Below are 22,867 nucleotides of genomic sequence, written 5' to 3'. Positions count from 1 at the left end.
GTCGGGATGCGCCACACGCCGGAGCCGGTTCATGGTGTCCCGATCCGGTATTGCCCGGGCGGCGGCGTCCCGTTGACGGCAAAGTCGCCCACGATACGATCGCGATAGACGCGCGGATTATGCGTCGCGATCGTCCGGGCATTGCGCCAGTAACGATCGAGCGCGAGATTCTTCGCCGTCGAAGACGCACCGAGCGCGTCGAAGATGATCGTCGTCGCCTCCAGCACCAGATCCGACACCACGGTCACGACCTGATCGAGCTCGATCTCGGCGATCGCGATTGCCGCCACAATGCGATCGGCGTCGCCGGCGAGCTGGGCTTCGTGCGCACGCTGCAACGACTCGGCGACCTTCAGGACGATCGCGCCTGCCGCATAGGCGTTGCCGCGAACCCTTCCGATGACCTGAAGAATCTGCGGATCAGTCGCGGCGCTGTTGCCGTTTCCATGACTGAAGACCCGGGTTCGCTTCCTGACGATCCCCGCGACGTCGTTGGCCGCCGCGCGGGCGATGCCGGCAAGCGTCGCGAGATGGACGAGCTGGTAGAACGGATTGGAGTATTTGAAGCGCTCGTTGACAGGGATCACCCGGTTGCCCTCGACCGGAACGTCCGAGAACAACGTCGTCCCGCTTGCGGTCAGCGCCTGGCCGAAACCGTCCCAATCGTCGAGGACCTCGACACCGGGCGCATGGCGCGACACCACCACGCCGACCGGATCGCCATTCTCGTGCTGCGCGGCGATGTTGATCCAATCGGCGAACAGCGTCCCGGTGGTGTAATATTTCTTGCCGTTCAGCACCAGCTGACCGTTCTTGGCCGACACCGTCGTCGAGAACGCCTGCAGTTTGGTGTCGCCGATCTCGCTATGGCCGTTGCCGAAGAACGCCTTGTCGCCGATGCGGCGCAACCACAATTCGCGGCGCTTTGGATCGGGCGAATTGACGACGTCCTCGGTGAAGCCGAAATGCGAACGGACCGCGTTGGTCACGTTGGAATCGGCCTCGGACAATTCGATCAGGAGATTGAACAGCTCCGGGAGGTTGGCTCCGGCGCCGCCGAAATCCTTCGGCACGCGAACCGCCGTGAAGCCTGCGTCCCGCAGCGCCTTGATCTCATCGTAAGGCAGGCGGCGTTCCTGATCGCGTGCCACCGCGCCCTCTCTGATCGACTTGAACAATGGCCGAAACGGCGCGGCGAGCGCCTCGTAGCGCGCCGAGGGTCCACTGCCCCAGGCCAGATCAATCTGCGACATGATCATCCTTCCAGGCCGTTCACGCACCGGGGCTTCCCGGCGCCGGAACGATTGACGTCGTCTTCAATGCCCGAACAGCCGATAGCTGCGGTCCGCCGCCCGCAAGTGGCGGCTCTCATCGACCCAGCCGACCGCGCGCCGATAGCTGCCCAACAGGCTCGTCTCCTTCAAAGCGGCGACATCGACCTGCTGGGGCGCGTCCGCGAATGGCGAGACGAACATGGCGTCCTCAGGACAATAAAGCTCGCAAAGGAAGCAGGTCTGGCAGTCGTTCTGACGCGCGATCCTGGGAATGCCGTCAGTCTTGTCGAAGACGTTCGTCGGGCACACGTTGACGCAGATATCGCAGGAGGTGCAGCGCTCCGAATCGATGACCTCGATCATTCCGCGGCCTCCGAATAATGGGCGGGCGCCACCGGACGCGTCGATGTCCAGACGTCATCGAGCCCGCCCGTCGTGACCAGGTGAAGATAGCTGTCGTCCGGGGCGGGATAATCGTCGCGGCGATGCATTCCCCGGCTCTCCTTGCGCGCCAGGGCGCTGCGATACATCCAGCGTGCGGTCGCGAGCATGGCAGCCGCCTCGCGCGTGCGAAGCAGATCCTGCTCGTCCGATGCGGCCGCGTCCGACGCCGCCGACCACAGCGCGTCCAGGCGCCGCAGCGAGTCGCCCAGCCGGCCGGCCTCGCGGAAATAATTCAGCTCGTAGGGAAAAACCTCGTCCTGGACATTCTGTGCGAGCCCGGCTGGCTGCAATGCTCGCCCGTGGCCGGAGCGCAGGCCAATGGTGCCGCGCCGGAATGCCTGACGCCCGACGGTCGCACCCAGCTGGTGCGCGAACTCGGCGGCGCCCTGGCCGGCCCAATATCCCGAGGACATTGCCCAGGCGGCGTTGTGGCTGCCGCCGCCGGTAAATCCACCGCAGATCAGCTCGCGCGTTGCGGCATCACCCGCCGCGTAGAGGCCCGGAACGGTCGTCGCGCAGCTGTCGTCGACGATCCGCAGGCCTCCCGTGCCGCGGACCGTTCCCTCGAGACGCAGCGTGACGGGAAAGCGTTGCGTAAAGGGATCGATGCCGGTTCGGTCGAATGGAAGGAAGAAATTCGGCTGAGATACGCGCATCTGATGCTGCGTCTCCGCGTCCGCCTGATCCAGTCGGGCGTACACGGCTCCCTTCCGCAGCGAACGTGCGATCACCGAACGGCCCCCCTTCGAGGATGCTCCCGGGATGATGCTGCCCTCTTCATCGGTGAAGCTCGCCCAGCTGTAGAACAGGGTCTTGGTCACAGATCCGAATGCCGGAGAAATCGCGTAGGCGTTCGAGAATTCCATGCTGGTGAATTCCGCGCCTGCTTCTGCCGCAAGGAGATAGCCGTCGCCGGTCAGCACGTTCGAGCCCAGCGTCTTGCTCAGAAAGGCGCATCCGCCGGTCGCGATCACCACGGCCCTGGCGTTGACCGTCCAACGGTCTCCCTTCTGACGCCGCAAGCCCGCGGCGCCGGCAACCGCGCCATTTCCGTCAACCAGCAGTTCGAGCGCAGGGGAATGATCGAGGATGGTGACGCCGGCCTGCTTGGTTCGTTTGCGCATCAGACGCATATATTCCGGCCCCTGGAGCGAATTCCGCTGCGGCTTGCCGCTGTCGTCGGTGGGATACGGATAGCCCCAATCGGCGAGCTGATTGCTCTGGGCATAGGTCCGGTCCAGGACGCGCGCCATCCAGCGCCGATCCTGGAGATGGCCACCGAGCTTCTCCCGGCTGGCCATCGCCGCCTCGCGGCGTTCGGGAATCGGATCGACGTACCACACGCCGGTCCCGGCCGCGGCGGTCGCTCCGGACGTGCCGCAGAACCCTTTATCCGCCAGCACGACACGCGCGCCCTGCTCCGCGGCACTGATCGCAGCCCATGTCCCGGCGGGACCGCCACCGAGCACCAGCACGTCCGCATCGAACGCAACGGATCCTGCCGAGCTCGATAGCTTCTCGGCGCGGCTGGGTGGGTTCGTCATTGTTTGGCTCCGGATCGATTCTGTGCGCGGCGCGATGTCCGCGGCGCAACAAGGATCGCGCGAGACAGCGCCTCTGGCAATTTCGGATATCGGGCGTGAGTTAGATGAAGCTTCCCATCGAGCCCGGCACGGAAGAAGAATCCGTTCGACCATCGGTCGCATCGATCGCGCGCCACGGAGCAGTTGCCGGCGGCGCACGAACAGCGTCGCTCCGCTGTGCTTGTTGATCACCCATGACACCGCGGAAACGCTTTTGTCGCCGATCGCATCGTGGAGGACGTCGTCGTCCTCAATCCCGGTCGCGTGCCGATCAAGGCATCATCGCGCGCCATCCTTTGGCGGATTGAAGCGTCGATCGTTGCGCCCCTCCGCGAGCAGGCTCGCACGCGCCCGAATGGAGCCTTGAGCAATCCACGGCATTGCGCGTCAACGCGGATGAACACGCGGGGAAAGGAATTCTCATTCCTCGCTTTCGCGCAAAATTTTGCTCTCCCACGCCCCGGATTTCCGCAATTGCCACAACGAAGCGGAGTCACCAGAGTGCGGCGAGATTCCTCTCTCCGTTAACGGGTTTGACATGCTCCGCTCCTCTTATCCGGCCTCGGCCGCCGAACGCTCCGCATCGCCCCTGTTCGATCGCCGCAACGTGCTCGCGGGTCTCGCCGGCGCGGGCGCGGCAGCCCTGTTCAGCGGGCGGGCAGCCGCGGAGCAACAATTGAATGGCGTGCTGGCCTATGGCAGCGTCGGCTATACTTGGGCGGTGCCCTATGTCGCGGAGGCCGCCGGCTACTTCAAGAAACAAGGCGTCGAGCTGACGACTTCGTCGTTTGAGTCCGGCCGTGACGCGATGCAAGCGCTCCTGTCCGGTTCGGCCGACTTCTCGGCTTCGACGGATACGCCGCTGGTGTTCGCCGCACTGTCCGGTCTCCGGCCGATCGCGATCGCGAATTACAGCCGCTATTCCCGCGACATGAAGATCGCCGTGCGCAGCGACGGCGTCGTCGATCCCAAGACACCCGCCAGCCTCAAGGGCCGGCGCATCGCCACCCGGGTCGGCACCTCCGGTCAGTACCTGGTCGCCAAATATCTGGAGCTTGCCGGGCTCAAGGCCAACGACGTCACCATCATCGATCTCGCGCCGAACAACATGGCCACCGCCCTGACGCGCGGCGACATCGACGGCTTCTGCTGGAGCAGCCAGACCGTCGCGGTGGCGCAGCGGCAGTCCGGAGGCAAGATCGCGGAGATGACCTTCGATGGAATCGAGCGCTATTTCCAGAGCCATCAATTGCTGCTGACGACGGAGGCTGTGATCGACAAGAAGCCGGAGCTGGTCAAGGCGGTATTGAGCGCCCTGTTCACGGCCGAGGAACGGATCACGACCGACCGCGAATGGCCGCAATTGATCGCCGAACGCATCAAGACGCCCGCCGCCGATATCGCGGAGGCGACGTCGACATTCGCGTTCAAGATCGGGTTCGACCAACGCTTCGTGGACGACCTTGTCTCGCAGGCGGAATGGGCCATCGCCGCAGGCCTCGCCAAGCCGCCCAAGGGCGACTTGCGCCATTTGCTCCGGTCGCTTGTCGCGGAAGGCCCAACCAGGGCATTGCGCCCCGACCGCGTCACCCTGACATGAGCGACGCACTCATCGACATCGCGTCGGTTTCGCAGATCTTCGCGACGCGCGATGGCTCGCCGAGCTTCGCATTGCGCGACGTCTCCCTGTCCATCGGCAAGGGCGAGTTCGTCTGCCTCATCGGTCCCTCCGGTTGTGGCAAGACCACGTTGATGCATCTGATCGCAGGCTTCATGACGCCGACCCGTGGCCGCGTCAGCTTCGCCGGTGCGCCGGTGACGGGACCAAGTCCCGATCGCGGCGTCGTATTCCAGGAATACGCCCTGTTCGCCTGGATGACCGCACGCCAGAACGTGGAATTCGGGCTACGCATGCGCGGCTATCCATCGCGGATACGCACCGGCCGGGCACTCGCCGCGCTGGAGCGTGTGGGCCTCGCGCACGCGGCGGATAAATATCCGCATGAACTGTCCGGAGGCATGCGTCAGCGCGTGGCGGTGGCTCGCGCGCTCGTCGTCCAGCCTGCGGTCCTGCTGATGGACGAACCCTTCGCCGCCGTCGACGCGATCACCCGGCAAGCGCTTCAGGAGGATCTGCTGCGCCTTTGGCGCGACAGTGAACTCTCGGTGATATTCGTCACCCACAACATCGACGAGGCGGCTTTCCTCGCCCAGCGCGTCGTCGTCATGAGCCCTCACCCCGGCGCGATCCGTGCCGACATCCGGATCGATGCTCCCTATCCGCGCGATCGCAGCAGTGCCGCGTTTGGAGAGCTCTACAGCACGATCTCCGCCAGCCTTGCCGTACCGACGCGGAGCGCCGCATGAGCATTGCCTCCACCGACGGGACCTTGTCGCCGTCCCGGGATGCCGAGACGCCCGGCTTCGAAGCTGAGTTCCAGACCGCCTATTGGCGCGCACGCCGCCGCGCCGTGCTGTTACGGCTCGCGCTGAACGCCGCCGGCGTGCTCCTGTTCATCGCAGCCTGGGAGGCGATCCCGCGCTGGTCGAACTGGGTCAACGAGGTGCTCTTTCCGCCGCCATCACAGGTCCTGGAAGCGTTCTGGCCGATGCTGAAGTCGGGCGAAATCGGTCACAACATCATGGTGAGCCTGCGTCGCGCCGGCACGGGGTTCGGCCTGGCGTTCGTGCTCGGCATCGCGGCCGGGCTGATAACCTCCCGCGTCCGTTTCTTCCAGTATCTGCTGGAGCCGTTGCTGCACGGCTTCCGCGCAATCCCGACCATCGCGCTGGTGCCTCTGTGCATTCTATGGTTCGGCATTGGCGAGACCTCCAAGCTTGCGCTCGTCACATGGGGCGCGTTCTTCCCGATCTGGATCACCACCCACATCGGGGTCCGCGACGTCCACGTCATCTATCTGCGGTCCGCGGCCTGTCTCGGAGCCGGACGGCTGGCGACGCTGTTCCTTGTCATCTTGCCGGCGGCGTTGCCCTTCATCCTCTCTGGCTTGCGTCAGGCGATCGCGGTCTCGCTGATCGTCCTCGTCGCTGCCGAATTGTCGGGGGCCTCGGCCGGTGTGGCCTATATGATGTCGCAGGGCAATCAGCTGTTCCGGGTCGACATCATGTTCATTGGCCTCGCTCTACTCGGCATCTTCGGTTTTCTCGCCGATCGCGCCTTCGTCGCGCTCGCCGGATGGTTGTTTCCCTGGTACGAGGGCGCACGATGAGGCCGCCGACCGGTGCGTCGGAGCCGCCTCTGGTACTGCGAAACGCCGGCATCATCACGTTCGACGACGCACGGCCGCGCGCAAGCGCCATCGCACTCCAGGGCGGCAGGATCACGGCGATCGGCGACGAGGCCGACGTCTCCTCGATTCCCGGTGCTCGTGAACTGGATCTCAAGGGCGCCTGCGTCATCCCCGGCTTCAACGACACGCACGCCCACATGGAGCGTGAAGGGCTGAAACACCAGCGCGCCTCGCTGGCGGACGCCCGTTCAGTTGCCGACATCATCGGCGTGATCCGCACCCTCGCGGCGAGCACACCGCCCGGGCAGTGGATCGTGACCATGCCGGCCGGACGGCCTCCCTTCTATTTTGACGGGGTCGCTTCATTGGCCGAGAAGCGCCTGCCGAACCGGTACGAACTCGACAAGGCTGCTCCCGACCATCCCGTGTACATTCCCGGAGTGTTCGGCAACTGGGGCAAGCCGCCCGGCTATTCAGCCCTCAACTCGCGCGCACTGGCGCTCAACGGCATCGATGCCGGCAGCAAGCCCCGCCTCGGCGGCCTGGACATCGAGACAGATTCCAACGGAGAGCCGACGGGCATCATCGTCGAGCGCAACAACCGCCCGGCCGTGGAATTCGACCTTCTCCCCGCCGTCCCCCGATTTGGATTTGCGGAACGCATCGAGGGCGTTCGCCTCTCGCAACGCCTCTACAATGCCAAGGGCACGACGAGCATCTACGAGGGACATGGATCCGCCGCCGAAACCATCTCGGTCTATCGCAAGCTGTGGGAGCTCGGAGAGCTCACCGTCCGCGTCGGCCTTGTGGTCAGCCCGAGCTGGTCGGACCTCACGGAGGCACGGCGGATCATGCGGGACTGGCTCGCCACCGCGCGCGGAGCCGGCCTCGGGGATCCCTGGCTGCGGGTCTCCGGCATCCACATCGCCTACGGCGGCGATCCCGAGGTGGCGCGATGCGCCCGGGCCCACTTGCCCGACACCGGCTGGAGCGGCTTCGTCGAGCAAGCCGTGACACCGGCCGATTTTCGAGAGGCCAGCTTCCTCGCCGCCGAATTCGATCTGCGCCTGCATACGATCGTGGGCGACAAGCTCCACGAGATCGTCCCCGTACTGGAGGCGGTCGACGCCCGCTTTCCACTGCGTGCGCGCCGCTGGGTCATCGAGCACATCGGCCGCGCCCGTGAGGCCGACATCGAAGCGCTCGCCCGGCTCGGCGTCCTCGTCACCACGATACCGACCTATTACCTCTGGAAAGGCGGCGAGAAATATCTCGACGAGCCCGATGGCGGCAATCAGGTCGTGCCGCATCGTCAACTTCTGAACGCCGGGATACCGCTCGCCATCGCCACCGACAACATTCCTTACGATCCGTTCTTCACCCTCTGGGTCACCTGCGCACGCGAGGAACGAACCAGCGGCCGCGTGATCGGGACCGAACAGCAACTCAGCGCCGAGGAAGCGCTGCGTCTCTTCACCGTCAACGGCGCCCGTCTTACCTTCGACGAGGACTGGAAAGGACCATTGAAGCCCGGTTTCGCCGCCGATCTCGCCGTGCTTTCGGCTGATCCGACCTCGCTGCCGGTGACGGAGCTCAAGAACCTGCGCTGCGATCTCACCATCGTCGACGGCCGCATTGTCCACGATGATCGTCCGAACTGAGGATGCGCCTTCTAGCTGGATGAATGGACCGCGTTCAGGACCGACTTGCCGGATCCCGCATCGAAGATGTGAGCGCGCTCCGCATTCACCCTCAGCTTGATCTGCGAGCCGGGCGCCGGCCGCTGATCCGGCCGCACCCGCGCCGTCATCGACGAGCCGAGGACGCTGGTGAAGACGAGCGTGTCCGAGCCGAGCGGCTCGACGACCTCGACGGTCGCGGGCAGATCGACCCAGCCCGGAGGAAGCGCACCGGAAGCGATCTCGACGTCCTCGGGCCTGATCCCGAACACGACGTCGCTGCCGGCGCCGCCCATACCCCGACGCCGAACGACTTCTCCCTCGCCCAGCCGCAGCGTATCGGCATCGAGCGCCTGCGCCCTCAGGAAGTTCATGGTGGGAGCCCCGATGAAGCCCGCGACGAACAGGCTTGCCGGCGCGTGATAGACCTCGTCCGGCGATCCCGTCTGTTCGATGTGCCCCCCGTTCATCACGACAACACGGTCCGCCAGCGTCATGGCCTCGACCTGATCGTGCGTGACGAAGACCGTGGTGACCCCGAGCCGTTGATGCAGCTTCTTCATTTCGACCCGCATGGTCCCGCGGAGCTTGGCGTCGAGGTTTGAAAGCGGTTCGTCGAACAGGAAAACCTGCGGCTTGCGGACGATCGCCCGCCCCATGGCCACGCGCTGGCGCTGCCCGCCCGACAGTTGCTTCGGACGGCGGCCGAGATACGGCGTGAGCCCGAGGATTTCGGCTGCCTCGCGCACGCGTGCGTCGATCTGCTTGCGCGGCATTTTCCGATACAGCAGCGAAAACGCCATGTTGTCGTAGACCGACAGGTGGGGATAGAGCGCGTAGTCCTGGAACACCATCGCAATGTCCCGATCGCGCGGCGCGGTTTCGTTGACGTTGCGCGCGCCGATCAGGATCTCGCCGTCGGAAACGTCCTCGAGACCCGCGAGCATGCGCAGCGTGGTCGATTTGCCGCAACCGGAAGGCCCGACCAGCACGATGAACTCACCGTCATCGATCGACAGATCGATTCCGTGAACCACTTCGACCGTGCCGTAACGCTTGACGAGCTTGCGGAACTCTACCGTTGCCATTGGCCCTCCACCTCACGTGCTCTCGCGCGACACAAGCTCGGCGCCGAGGTCGAAGCTGCCGCCGCCATCGATCGTTCCTTCGAGACGGCCGCGCAGCAATGTCGCGATCTGCAGGCCGATCTCTCGTCCCGGCGGCCGCACCGTCGTGAGCGGCGGATCGCAAGCGGCGGCGAATTCGAGGTCACCGAAACCGCAGATCTTCAGATCGCCGGGAACAGAGAGGCCACGCCGCCCTGCTTCGAACAGCGCCCCCAGCGCGATCATGTCGTTGCTGCAGAACACGGCATCCACGCCGGGACTTCGCGCCATCAATTCCCTGAGCCCGGTTGCCCCTCCCATCGCGCTGGCGCGCTCGGGCAGATGGACCTCGATCGGCGCATCGTAACCGGCCTGCAATGCGGCCTCGGCAAATCCGGCGCGCCGATCCGCGGTCCGGTAATCCCTGTCCATGTACGCGCCGATGAAGCCGAGCCGCTCCGCGCCACGCCTGGCAAGGTGCTGAAAGACCAGTTGCCCCACGGCGCGATGAGAGAAGCCGACGATCATGTCGATGGGGTGATCGGAGAGCTCCCACATCTCGAGCACGGGAATCTGGCTCGACAGCAGGGCTCCCACCGTCTCGCTGTGATGACGCCGGCCGGTCAGCACCATGGCGGCCGGCGACCACGCCAGGAAGGACGACACCAGCTGCCGCTCGGCCTCCGCCGAATAGCCGGTATTGCCGAGCAGGAGCTGATAGCCGCTGCCGGCCATGCCCTGTTCGAGCGCCTCGATCGTCGCGGCGAAGAAGGAGTTGATGATGGACGGAATGATCACGCCGACCGTCATGCTGCGCGCGCTCGCGAGCGCACCGGCAACCACATTCCGCCGGTAGGACAGTCGCGCAACCGCCTCGTCGATGCGGCCGCGCACATCGGGGGACACGATATCGGGCTGACGCAACGCGCGTGAAACGGTCGAGATCGAGACACCGGCAAGCCGTGCCACGTCCGCCATCCGCGAGCGAGGCAAGCCAGTGCGATAGCGTCTCGAGGGCTGCGCTTCCACCATGGCCATACCGCAGGAAAATCGGACGAGGCCAAGAATGAGAGCGCTTTCATGCCTCTGTCAATCAAGATGCACTGCAAAAACTCTGGCTGTTTCAAAGATTCCGCAAACTCTTGACCACGCCTATGCAAGCGCTAACATTTGAAAAAACGACCATCATGTCGGACGACGGATGCCCATCGAGAGCCTCTGCGTTCACGAGCCGGGAGGATGAGATGGATCGCAGGACGGTTCTCAAGACGGGTCTGGCCGCGGCCGGAACACTGGCGATGCCTGCTTATCTGCGGGCGCAATCGAACAAGAAGATCAGCATCTTGACCTGGAACATCGCCGACCAGGAGGCGCTGTTCAAGGAAGAGTTCGAGGACTTCAAGAAGGCCAATCCCGGCGTCGAGATCGAATGGCTCGACAAGAAGGGACCGGACCTTCCCGCCTTCTACCAGACCCAGCTGGTCGCCGGCACCGCGCCCGACGTCATCGACATCCAGGGCGCGCTGTGGGTCGAGTGGGCGGCGAACGGCGCCCTGCTGGATTTGACACCCTACTTCCAGGCCGATCCTGCCTTCGTGAAGATGTTCAATCCGGACTACATGTCCTCCTTCGTCTACGAGAAGAAGAACTATCTCGTCCCGTTCTACGTCGCCAAGACCCTGCTCTATTACAACAAGACCATGTTGAAGGAGGCCGGGCTCGCCGGGCCGCCCAAGACGTTCGACGAACTTCTCACGTCCGCCCAGGCGATGGGCAAGGGCGAGAAGACGGGCTTCCTGACGCTGAATTTCGATTGGCTGTACTGGCCGCTGATGAAAATGAACGGCATCGAGCTCCTCACGCCCGATCTGAAGAAGCCCGCCTTCAACACGGCGGCGGCGGCCGAACTGCTCGATCGTCTCGCCAAATCCACGGCCGCCGGCGCGATCAACAAGATCGCCTGGACCGGCCGCTGGGTCGAGCCGAACGGCGCCTTCGCATCCGGGACGGTCGGCATGCTGCAGGCTCATTCGGCGTCCTATTTCTTCGTCAAGGGACAGGGCCGCTGGATCAATCCGGAGACATTGGGCGCAACCCAGGCACCGGGCGACTGGTCGACGCCGACCAACCACGGCTTTGGCGTCTCCAAGAGCTCGAAGAACCCCGAGCTGGCGTTTGCCCTCGTCAAGCACATGACGAGCGTGAAATGGGCGACGCGGCTTGCGCAGATCCGCCGCGTGCTCACGGCGAACATCGAGGCGGACAAGGCGGGCCTGGAGTCGGTCAAGGCCGATGATCCCCTGGCCTACGCGGTGCTGCAGACCCAGCTCGAGCACACCGACAAGATGACCGGAAACTGGCCGCTGGCGAACGACGCCCAGATCAAGGAAGCTTTCTGGCCGGAATTCCAGAACGCGGTCCTCGGACGCAAGGATGCCAAGACCGCGCTTGCCGACGCCGAGCGCGCCGTCACCCGCGTCCTGCGGCGGTCGTAATCAAGGCATCGCCGCGGCGTCGGCAGGGCGACATTGCGGACGACCAGGGAATGATCATGTCGGTGACGGCCATCGATACGCCCCGCGCGCGCCCCCGCTTCACCGAGCGCCGATCGACGCGCAAGGCGGTCTTGATCTGGGCCTTCCTTGCGCCCTCGCTGCTGATCTTTCTGCTCTACCGGATCCTACCGCTCGGCTGGAACGTCGTGCTCTCCTTCGAGGCCTGGTCGCCGCTCAAGCTCGCGGTGTTCATCGGCTTCGACAACTACCAGGAGATGTTCTCGGACGACGACGTGTTCTGGCAAGCGCTCTGGAACACGCTCGGAATCATCGCCTCCGCGCCACTCGGCATCGCGATCGCGCTGGGGCTCGCTCTCCTCGTCAACGCCAACATCCGGGGCCGCGAGGTCTATCGCACCCTGATCTTCCTGTCCTATCCGCTCATGACGGTCGCGGTCGCCATCATCTGGCGCTGGATGTTCGACGAGCGCGTCGGACTGATCAACTACGTCGCGCGATCTCTGCACCTGGCGGATCAGCCGATCCCCTTTCTCAACTCGTTCACATGGGCACTGCCGTGCGTCATTGCCGCCAACATCTGGCAGATGCTCGGCTTCTACATGATCATCATCCTGACGGGCCTGCAGACCATTCCCGGCAATCTGTACGAGGCGGCCGAAATCGACGGCGCTAACGCCTTCCGCCGCTTCCTGCGCATCACCCTGCCCTTGCTGCGGCCGTCTCTGTTCCTCTGCTTCGTGATCGGTATGCTCAATTCGGTCACGAGCTTCGACCTGATCTACGTCATGACCAATGGCGGACCGGGCCATGCCACCGAGATCCTGGTCACCTACATCTACAAGCTCGCCTTCAACCAGACTCGATTCGACTACGCGGCGGCCATCACCGTCGTCTTCTTCGTCCTGCTGCTGGTCGTGACGTGGGCCGCCAACCGGCTCTCGGGCGGCAATGTCGGCGCGGTGGAGCAGGACTGATGGCGAGGCGGCAACGGCGCTGGCCGATTCACCTCGCACTGATCGCCGTGTGCTTCGTCATGCTCGTGCCGTTCTACTGGGTGCTGAAGACCTCGATCTCCGGGGAGAACATCTTCTCCTACCCGCCCAGCATCATCCCGCGCGATCCGCACCCGTTCTATTATGTCGACGTCTGGTACGCGATCCCCTTCGCGCGCTACTTCCTGAACAGCGTCGTCGTATCCGTCCTGACGATCATCGCGAACATCGTCCTCAACGCGATGGCAGGCTATGCGCTGACGCAGACGTTTCCGGGCAAGCAGATCGTGCTGATGCTGTTCCTGTCCTGCATGATGATCCCCTTCCAGGCCACGATCATCCCGGCCTATCTGATCACGGGCAAGCTCGGCCTCCTCGATTCCTATCTCGGCCTTGCCTTGCCGATGTTCTCCACCATCATCTGCATCTTCGTGTTCAAGGCGAGCTTCGACGCAGTGCCGCGCTCGCTGATCGATGCCGCACGTGTCGATGGGCTGTCCGAATGGCGGATCATCTGGAAGGTGATGATGCCGCTCGCCAAGTCGGCCGTCGCGACCAATGTGATCCTCTCTTTCATCTGGTCCTGGAACAACTTCATGTGGCCGCTGATCGCAACGCGCTCGCAGGACATGCAGACGTTGCCGCTCGGGCTGGCCCGCTTCATCTCCTATCAGGAGGATACGACGGGTGCGCTCTATGCGTTCTGCATCATGGTGCTTGCGCCAGGCATCCTATTGTTCCTGCTCGCGCAGAAGGAGTTCGTTCAGGGCCTGACCACCGGAGCGACCAAGGGATGAGCGTTGAAGACGATCTCGCCCGCCCCTGGTGGAGGCGCTGGTTGCTCAACCGCTTCGTCCTGGTGCCGGCCACGCTCGTCATCGTCGCGATGGCCTGGAATGCCTGGGTCTTCACCCATAATCACGGCGTGATCGCCGGCCGCGTCGTCGATGCCTCGGGTGCGCCGGTCGAGGGCGCGGAGGTCAAGCTGTGGGTGTTCAATTTCACGACGTTCGTCGAAAAGGCTTCCACGCGGACCCGGAGCGACGGCTCTTTCGAGTTCACCAGCAACCCGTCGCACAACATTCAGCTCAGCGCCGAGAAAGCCGGCGTCGGAAGATCCCGCATTCCGGTCAGGCTCTATTTCCAGTCTGAAGACATCACCCTGAGACGCCCTCTCCAGCTCTCCGACGCAGCGGAAGAAGGCAAGTAATGCATCACCACGGCAGCGGCTGGTCGTGATAGGTGACGAAGCTGCCGGTATGATGGCGGCCGGCGCGATGGATCACCCCGCGCATGCCGGCGACGCTTTCGGCGACCGGCACGCGTCCGCCCGGCTCGGTTGCCGCCCATCCCGGGTGCAGTGCCAAAACGCAGATATGACGCGGCGCGAGGTCGACGGCCAGCGTCTTCACGATCATGTTCAGGCCCGCCTTGCTCGAACGATAGGCGTACGATCCACCGGAATTGTTCAGCGCGATCGAGCCCATCCGGCTCGACACGAACGCCATCATCTTCAGTTCGCTTCGCTCCACCTGAGCAACGAAGCTCTCGGCCATTTTCATGGGCCCGACCAAATTGGTCTGCAGGATCCGCTGCCAGAGCCCATAGTCCGTTTCGCCGAATGGCGGATGCGGGCGGCCGATCCCGGCATTGTTGAGGAGAATGTCGATCGCCTCGCCCTTGAGCTGTCGTGACAAAGCTTCGATCGCGGCATGATCAGTCACATCGAGCTTCACCACCTCGATATTGCCTCGAATGGCTGTGGCCTCCGTCGCCGCGGCGGGATCGAGGCAGGTTGCGATCACGCGATGTCCGTCACCCGCATATTGCCGGGCGAATTCGACACCCAGCCCCGTATCGCACCCCGTCACCAATATTGTCGCCATCGTATCTCGCGCCTCAAATCATTGGTCCAAACGAACCACCGCCCCGTCTTTCGCCGAACTTTCCAGGCATGCCATCACGAAGGCAAGCCCCGCGACGCCGTCATCGATCGTCGGCACCAGTCCGGGCGCTTCCGACGACGAGTGGCCGCGGCGCGCGAGCATCATGCCGGCCAGCCCGCAATAGAGGTTGGCCACGGCCTCCTGCAGTCCCTCGGGATGACCGGGGCGCATCAGCCGCGATGAACGCTGCGCATCCGCCGTCAGCATCGGCTGGCCGCCGGAAATCGTGCGGACCTCTCCGCTGAGCGCAGCGATCGAAAGCTCATTGTGCCTGCCATGCACCCACTCCATCTGCCCCTTCTCGCCATAGAGACGCAGCCGGATATGGTTGGACATGCCGGTCGCCGCGTTGCTGACGTCGAGCTGTCCGCGGGACCCGTCGGCGAGACGAAAGCGCACCTGCGCGACGTCATGCACCTTGCGGCCGGGAACCATGGTCCCGACGTCCGCGGACACGCGCTCGAACGGCTGCCCGGTGACGAAGCAAACGAGATGGTGTGCGTGAGTGCCGATATCGCCGAGGACGAGTGACGGCCCACTGCGCTCGGGTTTTAGCCGCCAGCGCTGGTCGGCGTCCGGCCCGAGTTCGACCGCCGTCGCAAGTCCACCTGCGAGATATTCGATCTGGACCAGACGAAGCGAGCCGATCTCACCCGACAGGCAGCGGGCGCGCATCTCGCGGACCATCGGATAGCCGGAATAGGTGTGCGTCACTGCGACCGCGCAACCGCTGGAGGCCGCCAGATCGCGCAGTTGCCGCGCCTCGCTCAGTTCGTTGCACAGCGGCTTCTCGATCATCACGTCGAGCCCTGCTGCTAAAGCCAGTTTCAGATACGGGGCGTGGCTGTCGTTCGGCGTGATGATGGCAATGGCCTCGATACCGTCTTCGCGCGCGCGTTCACTTGCGATGAACTCCTCGATGCTGCCATAGCAACGCGCTTCGTTCAGGCCCGCGGCGACGCCTTCCGCCTTCGATCGCTCCGCGCGGGAGGACAGCATACCCGCGACCAGTGCGAAGCGCTGGTCCATGGTCGCCGCCACCCGGTGGACCGGCCCGATCATGGATGGCGGGGCGCCACCGACGATGCCGAGCCGAAAGGGGCGCCCGAGCGCCTTCAGGACGGGATTGGTCATGAACGCCTCGCCAGGCCCAGCAAATGATCGATTTTCTCCGCGGGCATGGACGTACCGAGCGCGGCGTCGAACGATCGCTCCGAAACACGGATGATGTGCGCTTCGATGAATTGTGCCCCTTCCCGCGCCCCGTCGTCGGAGTTCTTCAGGCAACACTCCCATTCGAGCACGGCCCAGCCGTCATAGCCGTAGCGGGTCAGGCGATCGAAGATGCCGGCGAAGTCGATCTGGCCGTCGCCGACGCTGCGGAAACGTCCGGGCCGGTCGAGCCAGTCCTGATAGCCGCCATAGACGCCGCTTGTCGCACTCGGCGTGAACTCGGCGTCCTTGACGTGAAAGGCCCCGATGCGCGCGTGGTAGCGATCGATGAAGCCGAGATAGTCCATCTGCTGCAGCAGGAAATGACTGGGATCGTAGTTGATCTTGGCGCGCGGATGGTGATCTACGCTGGCGAGGAACCGTTCGAAGGTGACGCCGTCGTGTAGATCCTGCCCGGGATGGAGCTCGAAGCAGAGGTCGACGCCGGCGCGATCGGCTTCGTCGAGGAGCGGACGCCAACGCCGGGCAAGTTCGTCGAACGCACGAGAGATGAGACCTTCCGGACGCGGCGGATAGGGATAGAAGTAAGGCCAAGCAAGCCCGCCCGAGAATACCACGACCTTGCCGGCCCCGAGCGCTGCGGCGCGAGCGATGGCGCGCCGCAGATCCTGCTCGGCCTGTGCCTGACGCGCAGCGGGGCGCCCGCGGACATCCGGCGACGCCAGCACATCCATCGTTTCATCATAGGCGGGGTGAACGGCCAGCAACTGGCCCGATCGCTGCGCTGCAACCTCGCTGACGATGAGATCCGCCTGCGACATGACCGCCTCGATTCTGGCCAGCGTATCTCGCTCGGGCAGTCCCGCCAGATCCTTGAGGCGCGGATCGGAGAGCGGTATCTGCAGCGCCTTGAAGCCGATCTCGCGCGCCCACCCGGCGAGGCCGGAGAGCGTGTCGAATGGTGGCTGTCCACCGATGAATTGGCTGATGAACAGCCCAGGCCCGCGCATTGTTCTTGGTTTCATGAGCGCATCCGGGAGTGCAGTGATCAACACTTCCTATATCCCGGCACGACGGATCGCTCAACCGCCGCACCACCGGCGCACGTCGTGGCGATCTTCAGGATAACCGGCAGATGCCCGCTCGCAATCGGGCCTGGAGCTTCGCTCGCTGCAACGCTTCATTCCGGAGATGGGCGCGCATTCGGCGCCATCTCGATCAGGCCGATACGCCGACCGGGCAGCGCGCTATCGCCTTCAGTTCGCTTTCCACCTTGGCACGCGTCACGATCACCAGCCGCGATGCAAGGTCGACCTGGGCGCGCTGCGCATCGACCGGCAAGGCTTCGATCAGTTCGGCATTCCCAGCGGAAATGCCGCTGAGCGCCCCGCAGACGGCGGCGGCCATGCACGCAACCGTGTCCGCATCGCGCCCGAAATTCGCGCCATAGCCGGCGGCCAGCGCCGGGTCGCCGCGGGACAGATGGACGATCGCGAGGGACGCAGGCACCGTTTCACGGCTGTCGCAGGCGATCCGTTGCCGAAACCTGGCGTGGTAGCGGTCACGGAATGTCTTGTAGTCGCCGGCCTCATCCGCAAGTTCCAGCGCAGTGACGATCAGCGACCGCATTTCCTCGCCGCTCTTCGGCTTCAGATGCGCGGTCGAGGCCTGCAGGACCGATGCCACCGTTGCGCCCGGCACCAGCGCTTCGGCTACGGCGGCCGCAATGGCGGCGGCGCCATCCTGGCAGAACCCGACATCCGCCACGTGGATCAGGCTCGCGATCTCCATGGCCTGTGCGGCGGCGGCGCGCGGGTTGCCGGCATTGACGATTCCGACCGGCGCGATCGCCATCGCCGAACTCGAGCTCGGCATGGTGCCCACCGCGATCGTGCGCGGCGGATATCCGTGGCGAAGCTTGGCGGCTGCGTGCAGAACCGATGGGAAGAAGCGCCCCACCTTGCCGCCGAAGATCATCTGGTACTGCGCAAGCCACTCCTCGGCCCAATGATCCGCGTCCGCATAGCCTCCGGTCCTGATTAGCGCGGCAGCGATCAGATCGCGCATGATCGTGTCGTCGGTCCCATCGCCTTCGAACCGGTCCACCCAGCCGAAGCGGCGCTCGATCTCGGCCGGTTCGAGATTCTCCGTGGGCGTCCCCATGGCATCGCCGATCACGCCGAACACGAGGCACGCCAGAACATGGGCCTCGAAGCGGTTCGAAGGGATCTCCAGCATGTTGCGTCCTCAGAGCGGAGAGATATGGACTGCCTGCGACGAGATCGATCCGGTATCGACGACGAGTCCGGCGGCGCCGCCGCGTAGCCGCAGCTTGTCGTCGTCGCGCACCGAAAACACCTCCCTGCCGTCGACGAAGGCGCGGATCTGCGTATCCTGCAGGCGCAACTCCACCGCGTAAGGCCGGTCGAGATTCCAGACAAACCGTTCCTGGGCCAGGATGGTCTCGTCGTGATCGCGCTTGATCAGCTTGACGTGGCCGCCGTCGGCATCGTCGAACATCAGCGCATAGTAGCGCTCGCGTCCCTGCACGCGCGCAGCGAGCCCCCACGCCTTTGCGATCAGCGGCGTGATCTCCGACTTGACGGAATAGTCGCACCAGTCACGCGATCCCTGGGAAATCGAGCCGATGCCCTCGCCGTTGGTCACGCGCAGGCCTTCCCAGCGCGTCTGGAACTGACTGACGTTGTTCACCCAGGCGTGCTTCCACATCGAGCTCAGATTGTTGTCCGGCCGGTAAAGCCTGGTCTCCGGCGCGCCGGACCAGGTGAGATAATCCAGATAGACCGTGCCGTCGGTTCCGAATGGCTGCTGCGCCTCGAGCTCGAGCCCGATCTCGAAGATCGGGTATCCGCTCGTATCGGGAAGCCGCCAACTCAGGATCGCCTCGCGGCCTCCCTCCAATTGCCGCGGCTCGCCATAGATCTGCCTGAGCTGATCCTGCTCGTCATAGACGCTCGCATAGAGCCGCACCGTGACGTCATTCACGCCGTCGCCGGCCTCCACCCTGCCCTCGACCACTTGTCCGGAATGCAGCGTCGGACAAGCGAGGAGCTGGTAGATCGGCATCGTGAAAACGTCCTTGTCGAAGAACGTCGGTGTCGCGACGCGCGCCACCCGGCCCGGCGCCAGACGCCGAAAGCCGATGGCCAGGCTGCGCTGCCCGTCGCGGCTGTGCCCTTCCACATTGCCGATCTCGACCTGATGCAAATGCGCCGGCGCATCGGACTTGACGCAGAAGCCCTGCAAGCTGCCGGGAAACTCGAAACTGAAACGCGCACCGTTCTTGGCGGGCGCCGGCGGCTCCGTTCGGGCCAGCGCATAGCCGGCCTTGATCAACGCGTTCGCCTCGATCACGGCATCGGTGATCGATCCGCCTCCATCCGCCGTGGAGATATACATGCGGTCCGCGATCGGCGTGCGGAAGTCCGGCCCGCCGTCGATGCCCGCGAGCCCGGTCCGGATCCCGAACAGACATCCGACATTGCCCGCGTTGCAGTCGGTGTCCCAGCCGGCCGTGTTGGCGATCCTCATCGCGGTCTGGAAACTGTCCCCGCCATAGAGTGTGGCCAGCACGATCAGGGCGTGATTGGGAATGACGTGGCAATTGCCCTTGAACTTGTCGTAGCCGTAGCGGTCGGCGATCAGCGCGCGCGTACGTTCCCAATCATGGCTGTTGTCGCCTGCATGCCAGTCGCGCACGTCCTGCACCACCCGACGAATCAGGCTGTCGGCGGGAACGAATGCAAGGCCGACATCCAGGAGCCGCTGGACATCCCCCTCGACGAAGGCTTGCGCTTCCATCGCCGCCAGCAATTTGGCGGCGTGAACGGATTCGCCGTCATGGCTGACGCGGCCTGCCTGGTCGGCGAGATAGGCCGCCCGCTCCGGATCCCCCGGGCTCACCATCGCCCAGCCATCGATGAAGATCTGCGCGCCGATCTGTTCGGCCACGGTCTTGCCGTTCAGTTCGATCGAACCGCTCTGCGGCGCCGGAATGCCGGACTTGAGCCTGAGATAGGCGGTGTGCTCGGTCGAGTTGCCCATCCCTCCCCACCACAGGACCGAACGGTCCTCGACGATGTAGTTGAGCCAGCCGTTCCCGATCTGCCGAGAGGTCAACCGTTCCGGAAAGCCGCAATCGGCCAGCGCCCGTGGAAAAGCGAAGGTGCCGGACACATCGTCGTCGGTGACGATGAGATGGTGCGAACGCAACGCCACGTCGCGACGCTCGTTGACGTAGAAATTGATCGGACCCAGCTCCTGCATGATCCGCTCATAGGTCCAGCCCTCGAACGGACGCCCGAGATAGACGCCGATCAGTTTACCGAGCACACCCGCATAGACGCGTTCGGCATAGTCATTTGGTATCGCAGGCACGCGTTGCTCCCTTGATCCGCCGGCATCAGGCCGACGAACGTTTCATGATTTCAAACTTCAGCTCGAGACTCTGCCCGAGCGGCTTCAGGCCGCCCGGCTGCAGGCGGCCCACCAATGTGCGCGCCGCGAGCGCGCCGAGGTCGAACTCCGGCTGGCGAACCGTGGTCAGGCCAAGCAGCTTCGCCGCGGGAATGTCGTCAAATCCCGCGATCGCGACGTCCCCGGGCACGGACAGGCCCGCGCTCCGCGCGCAGACCATCGCGCCGACCGCGAGCATGTCGTTGGCGCCGAACACGGCGGTCGGCCGGCTGCGTCCCCGCGCCAGAATCTCGGTCATCGCGCGCGCGCCCGACTCTTCCGAATAGCGGCTGTCCGTGACCACATCGACCGTGAGCCCGGCGTCCTTCATCACCGCGGCGTATCCCAGTTCGCGCTGACGGCTCGGGCCCACCTGCGCGAGAATCATGCTGATCCTCCGATGGCCGCGTTCGATCAGGTAGCGTGTCATCGCCGCCGATGCCTCGGCATTGTCGATGTAGACGCTGTCGACCGGCACGTCGCCGCCGGCCTTGTGCCGGCTCTCCAGCCGCACGATCGGAACGCTCTGCCGCGCAAGCGCAGCCAATTCCGGCACGCGCAAGTGGAAGAACGTGCCGACCACGCCGTCCGCGCGCCCCTGAAGCAACCAGTTCAGCGCGCGGGCCTCGCCGTCCTCCCGTCCGTCCGTATCGAACATCAGGACGTCGTAACCGGCAGGCGCCGCGACCGATTGCACGCCTCTGACGAGGCCGGGATAGAACGGGTTGGTGATGTCGGGCACGACGCAGGCGATCGCCATGGTTCGGGCGCGGCGCAACATTCGCGCCGGATGATGCGGCTGATAGCCCATCTCGCCCGCGAGCTTGAGGATGCGCGCCCGCGTCGCCTCAGGAACCGACGGCGTTTCCGACTTGTTGAGCACCAGCGACACGGCGGCCTGCGAGACACCGGCGGCGAGCGCGATGTCCTTCTGGGTCGGCCGCGAGCCTGCGCGCTCGCTGCCCGCGCCGCGTCGCGGCATCCGTGTTGACGTCTTCATATGCGTTAGTTATACGTATTACCAAAACAATATCAACCGCCATGATCCAACCGTTTCCAGGGAAGAGAAAGCGCCGCCATGTCCGTAACCCGTCGCCAGATCGTTGCTGCCATTCCAGCCGCCGCCGTTGCAGCGAGCCTGCCGCGTGGTCCCGCCATGGCGCAGGACGGACGCAAGGTCGTCACCTTCTGGTTCGCTCAAGCCAATTCCGACGGCCAGGCCGCGCTGCGCAACAATCTCGTCGACGCGTTCAACGCATCGCAGGACAAATATCTGCTGCAGCTCGAGGTCAAGGGCGCTGCGGTCAACAACCTCCTGAAGGTCGCGCTGCTCGCCGGCAACGGCCCCGACATCGTGCAGACCTCGGGCCCCTCCTATCTCACGGCCATCGCCAAGGCCGGCCAGGTGTTGCCGCTCGACGATTTCGCGGCCAAGTACAAGTGGAAAGAGCGCTTCCTGCCTGCGCTTCTCAACACCGGCGTGTTCGACGACAAGCTGTACGCGCTGCCGCGCGACTACGAATCCATGCACCTGTTCTACAACAAGGAGCTGTTGAGCCAGAACGGTTGGAAGCTGCCGACCAACCGTGCGGAATTCGAGCAACTCGCCGATGCCGCCCTCGCCAAGGGCATCGTTCCCTTCGGCGCCGGCAATGCCGACTGGAAGGGCGTGAATGAATGGCTGATGACGGTGTTCTTCAACAACGTCGCGGGACCGGACAACGTCCGCAAGGCACTCAGCGGCGAGTTGCCGTGGACCGCACCGCCCTTCGTAGAAGCGGTCGAGCTCGCCAAGTCGTGGTACAACAAGGGCTACTTCGGAAAGAACTATTTCTCGCTCACCATCGAGCAGAGCTTCCTGCAGGTCGTCAACGGCAAGGCCGCCATGGCCTTCGGCGGCACCTGGGCCTTCGGCACCAAGTCCTACGGCATGTCCAAGCCGGACACCGTGATGGACGTGGCTCCGATCCCTGGCCTGAGTGATCTGGTGACCGCGCCGCTCGTGCACCTCGCATGCGGCGCGACGCTGTCGATCGCGAAGAATTCGCAGAACGCCGAAGGCGCGGCGGCGGTGTTCGAATTCATGCTGTCGCGGAAATTCTACGAGACGATGAACCGCGACTGGCCGGGCAAATGGGCGCTGCCGGTGAAGGATCTGCCGCCCGACCTGCTCAAGGGAATCGGCTATCCGCTGTTCGAGAAGACCATTGCGGGGCTGCAAGAAGCCTTCGCGTCGGGCCGGTTCGGCTTCACGACCTGGACGTTCTGGCCGAACGCGGCCAACAGCTACATCATCGAAGGCACCGAGCAGGTCTGGCTGAACCGGATCACCACCGAGGCGTTCCTCAGCCGCCTGCAGACCGTATTCGCCCAGGAATTGAAGGAAGGCAAAGTGCCGCCGCTCCCTCCCCGCACGGCTTGAGATGA

At 64.6% G+C, this 22,867-nt stretch carries 20 protein-coding genes; 9 read left to right on the top strand and 11 right to left on the bottom strand.

All coding sequences use genetic code 11. The annotated features are described in order from the left end of the window. Window positions 1–29: 29 nt before the first annotated feature. The 3 genes from QM712_RS13310 to QM712_RS13300 all read right to left on the bottom strand — a co-directional run bounded on the left by QM712_RS13310 (window position 30) and on the right by QM712_RS13300 (window position 3,262). Window positions 30–1,253, bottom strand: a complete 1,224-nt coding sequence (locus QM712_RS13310) for an acyl-CoA dehydrogenase family protein (protein WP_415023564.1) — start codon at window positions 1,251–1,253, stop codon at window positions 30–32. 63 nt (window positions 1,254–1,316) lie between these two features. Next, complete coding sequence (locus QM712_RS13305; RefSeq protein ID WP_415023563.1) at window positions 1,317–1,637, bottom strand: 4Fe-4S binding protein; 321 nt, start codon at window positions 1,635–1,637, stop codon at window positions 1,317–1,319. Next, a complete protein-coding gene (locus QM712_RS13300; RefSeq protein WP_415023562.1) occupies window positions 1,634–3,262 on the bottom strand; it encodes an FAD-dependent oxidoreductase in 1,629 nt (542 codons plus the stop codon). The genes QM712_RS13305 and QM712_RS13300 overlap by 4 nt, the downstream gene beginning before the upstream one ends. Window positions 3,263–3,839: 577 nt before the next feature. On the opposite strand from QM712_RS13300, the gene QM712_RS13295 reads away from it, so the two are divergent. From QM712_RS13295 to QM712_RS13280, 4 genes are read left to right on the top strand one after another with little or no spacing between them, the layout of a single operon-like run. Further along, complete coding sequence (locus QM712_RS13295; protein WP_415023561.1) at window positions 3,840–4,901, top strand: ABC transporter substrate-binding protein; 1,062 nt, start codon at window positions 3,840–3,842, stop codon at window positions 4,899–4,901. Next, window positions 4,898–5,668 carry an ABC transporter ATP-binding protein gene (locus QM712_RS13290; RefSeq protein WP_415023560.1) on the top strand — a complete coding sequence of 257 codons (771 nt, stop codon included), beginning with the start codon at window positions 4,898–4,900 and terminating at the stop codon, window positions 5,666–5,668. The genes QM712_RS13295 and QM712_RS13290 overlap by 4 nt, the downstream gene beginning before the upstream one ends. After that, window positions 5,665–6,531, top strand: a complete 867-nt coding sequence (locus QM712_RS13285; protein WP_415023559.1) for an ABC transporter permease — start codon at window positions 5,665–5,667, stop codon at window positions 6,529–6,531. The genes QM712_RS13290 and QM712_RS13285 overlap by 4 nt, the downstream gene beginning before the upstream one ends. Then, a complete protein-coding gene (locus QM712_RS13280; RefSeq protein WP_415023558.1) occupies window positions 6,528–8,213 on the top strand; it encodes an amidohydrolase in 1,686 nt (561 codons plus the stop codon). The genes QM712_RS13285 and QM712_RS13280 overlap by 4 nt, the downstream gene beginning before the upstream one ends. An 11-nt stretch (window positions 8,214–8,224) precedes the next feature. Here the strand turns inward: QM712_RS13280 and QM712_RS13275 are convergent, their stop codons facing one another. Both QM712_RS13275 and QM712_RS13270 read right to left on the bottom strand, forming a co-directional pair. Then, the gene (locus tag QM712_RS13275; RefSeq protein ID WP_415023557.1) at window positions 8,225–9,319 is read right to left on the bottom strand and encodes an ABC transporter ATP-binding protein; all 1,095 of its coding nucleotides are present in this window, start codon (window positions 9,317–9,319) and stop codon (window positions 8,225–8,227) included. Between the two features lie 12 nt (window positions 9,320–9,331). Continuing rightward, window positions 9,332–10,306: a LacI family DNA-binding transcriptional regulator gene (locus QM712_RS13270; RefSeq protein ID WP_415023556.1), complete on the bottom strand. Its 975-nt coding sequence runs from the start codon at window positions 10,304–10,306 to the stop codon at window positions 9,332–9,334. Between the two features lie 275 nt (window positions 10,307–10,581). Here QM712_RS13270 and QM712_RS13265 point away from each other — a divergent pair, with 275 nt between their 5' ends. Genes QM712_RS13265 through QM712_RS13250 form a run of 4 tightly spaced genes read left to right on the top strand, consistent with a single transcriptional unit; the run spans window position 10,582 to window position 14,055 of the window. Next, the gene (locus QM712_RS13265) at window positions 10,582–11,832 is read left to right on the top strand and encodes an ABC transporter substrate-binding protein (RefSeq protein ID WP_415023555.1); all 1,251 of its coding nucleotides are present in this window, start codon (window positions 10,582–10,584) and stop codon (window positions 11,830–11,832) included. A gap of 56 nt (window positions 11,833–11,888) precedes the next feature. Further along, entirely contained in the window at window positions 11,889–12,827 is a 939-nt protein-coding gene (locus QM712_RS13260) for a carbohydrate ABC transporter permease (protein ID WP_415023554.1), read from the top strand. Continuing rightward, window positions 12,827–13,642 (top strand): carbohydrate ABC transporter permease, encoded by an 816-nt coding sequence (locus QM712_RS13255; protein WP_415023553.1) that lies wholly within the window; start codon window positions 12,827–12,829, stop codon window positions 13,640–13,642. The genes QM712_RS13260 and QM712_RS13255 overlap by 1 nt, the downstream gene beginning before the upstream one ends. After that, window positions 13,639–14,055, top strand: a complete 417-nt coding sequence (locus QM712_RS13250; protein WP_415023552.1) for a carboxypeptidase-like regulatory domain-containing protein — start codon at window positions 13,639–13,641, stop codon at window positions 14,053–14,055. Before QM712_RS13255 ends, QM712_RS13250 begins: the two co-directional genes overlap by 4 nt. A 4-nt stretch (window positions 14,056–14,059) precedes the next feature. On the opposite strand, the gene QM712_RS13245 is transcribed toward QM712_RS13250, so the two are convergent. The 6 genes from QM712_RS13245 to QM712_RS13220 form a co-directional block, all read right to left on the bottom strand. Beyond that, window positions 14,060–14,731 carry an SDR family oxidoreductase gene (locus QM712_RS13245; RefSeq protein WP_415023551.1) on the bottom strand — a complete coding sequence of 224 codons (672 nt, stop codon included), beginning with the start codon at window positions 14,729–14,731 and terminating at the stop codon, window positions 14,060–14,062. 18 nt (window positions 14,732–14,749) lie between these two features. After that, on the bottom strand, window positions 14,750–15,925 hold the full coding sequence (locus QM712_RS13240; RefSeq protein WP_415023550.1) for a Gfo/Idh/MocA family protein: 1,176 nt from the start codon (window positions 15,923–15,925) through the stop codon (window positions 14,750–14,752). Next, on the bottom strand, window positions 15,922–16,989 hold the full coding sequence (locus tag QM712_RS13235; RefSeq protein WP_415023549.1) for a sugar phosphate isomerase/epimerase family protein: 1,068 nt from the start codon (window positions 16,987–16,989) through the stop codon (window positions 15,922–15,924). The genes QM712_RS13240 and QM712_RS13235 overlap by 4 nt, the downstream gene beginning before the upstream one ends. A gap of 193 nt (window positions 16,990–17,182) precedes the next feature. Next, window positions 17,183–18,202 (bottom strand): ADP-ribosylglycohydrolase family protein, encoded by a 1,020-nt coding sequence (locus QM712_RS13230; protein WP_415023548.1) that lies wholly within the window; start codon window positions 18,200–18,202, stop codon window positions 17,183–17,185. 9 nt (window positions 18,203–18,211) lie between these two features. Next, window positions 18,212–20,362, bottom strand: a complete 2,151-nt coding sequence (locus QM712_RS13225; protein ID WP_415023547.1) for an ADP-ribosylglycohydrolase family protein — start codon at window positions 20,360–20,362, stop codon at window positions 18,212–18,214. 25 nt (window positions 20,363–20,387) lie between these two features. Then, window positions 20,388–21,422, bottom strand: a complete 1,035-nt coding sequence (locus QM712_RS13220; RefSeq protein WP_415023546.1) for a LacI family DNA-binding transcriptional regulator — start codon at window positions 21,420–21,422, stop codon at window positions 20,388–20,390. A 96-nt stretch (window positions 21,423–21,518) separates the two neighbouring features. Between QM712_RS13220 and QM712_RS13215 the strand changes: the two genes are divergently transcribed. Further along, window positions 21,519–22,862, top strand: coding sequence for an ABC transporter substrate-binding protein (locus QM712_RS13215; RefSeq protein ID WP_415023545.1), 1,344 nt, complete (start codon window positions 21,519–21,521; stop codon window positions 22,860–22,862). Window positions 22,863–22,867 lie beyond the last annotated feature (5 nt).

Source organism: Bradyrhizobium sp. (assembly GCF_047605465.1).
Taxonomy (GTDB): Bacteria; Pseudomonadota; Alphaproteobacteria; order Rhizobiales; family Xanthobacteraceae; genus Bradyrhizobium.
The sequence above is the reverse complement of the archived record's forward strand: the minus strand, read 5'-3'. Positions and strand labels throughout refer to the sequence as shown.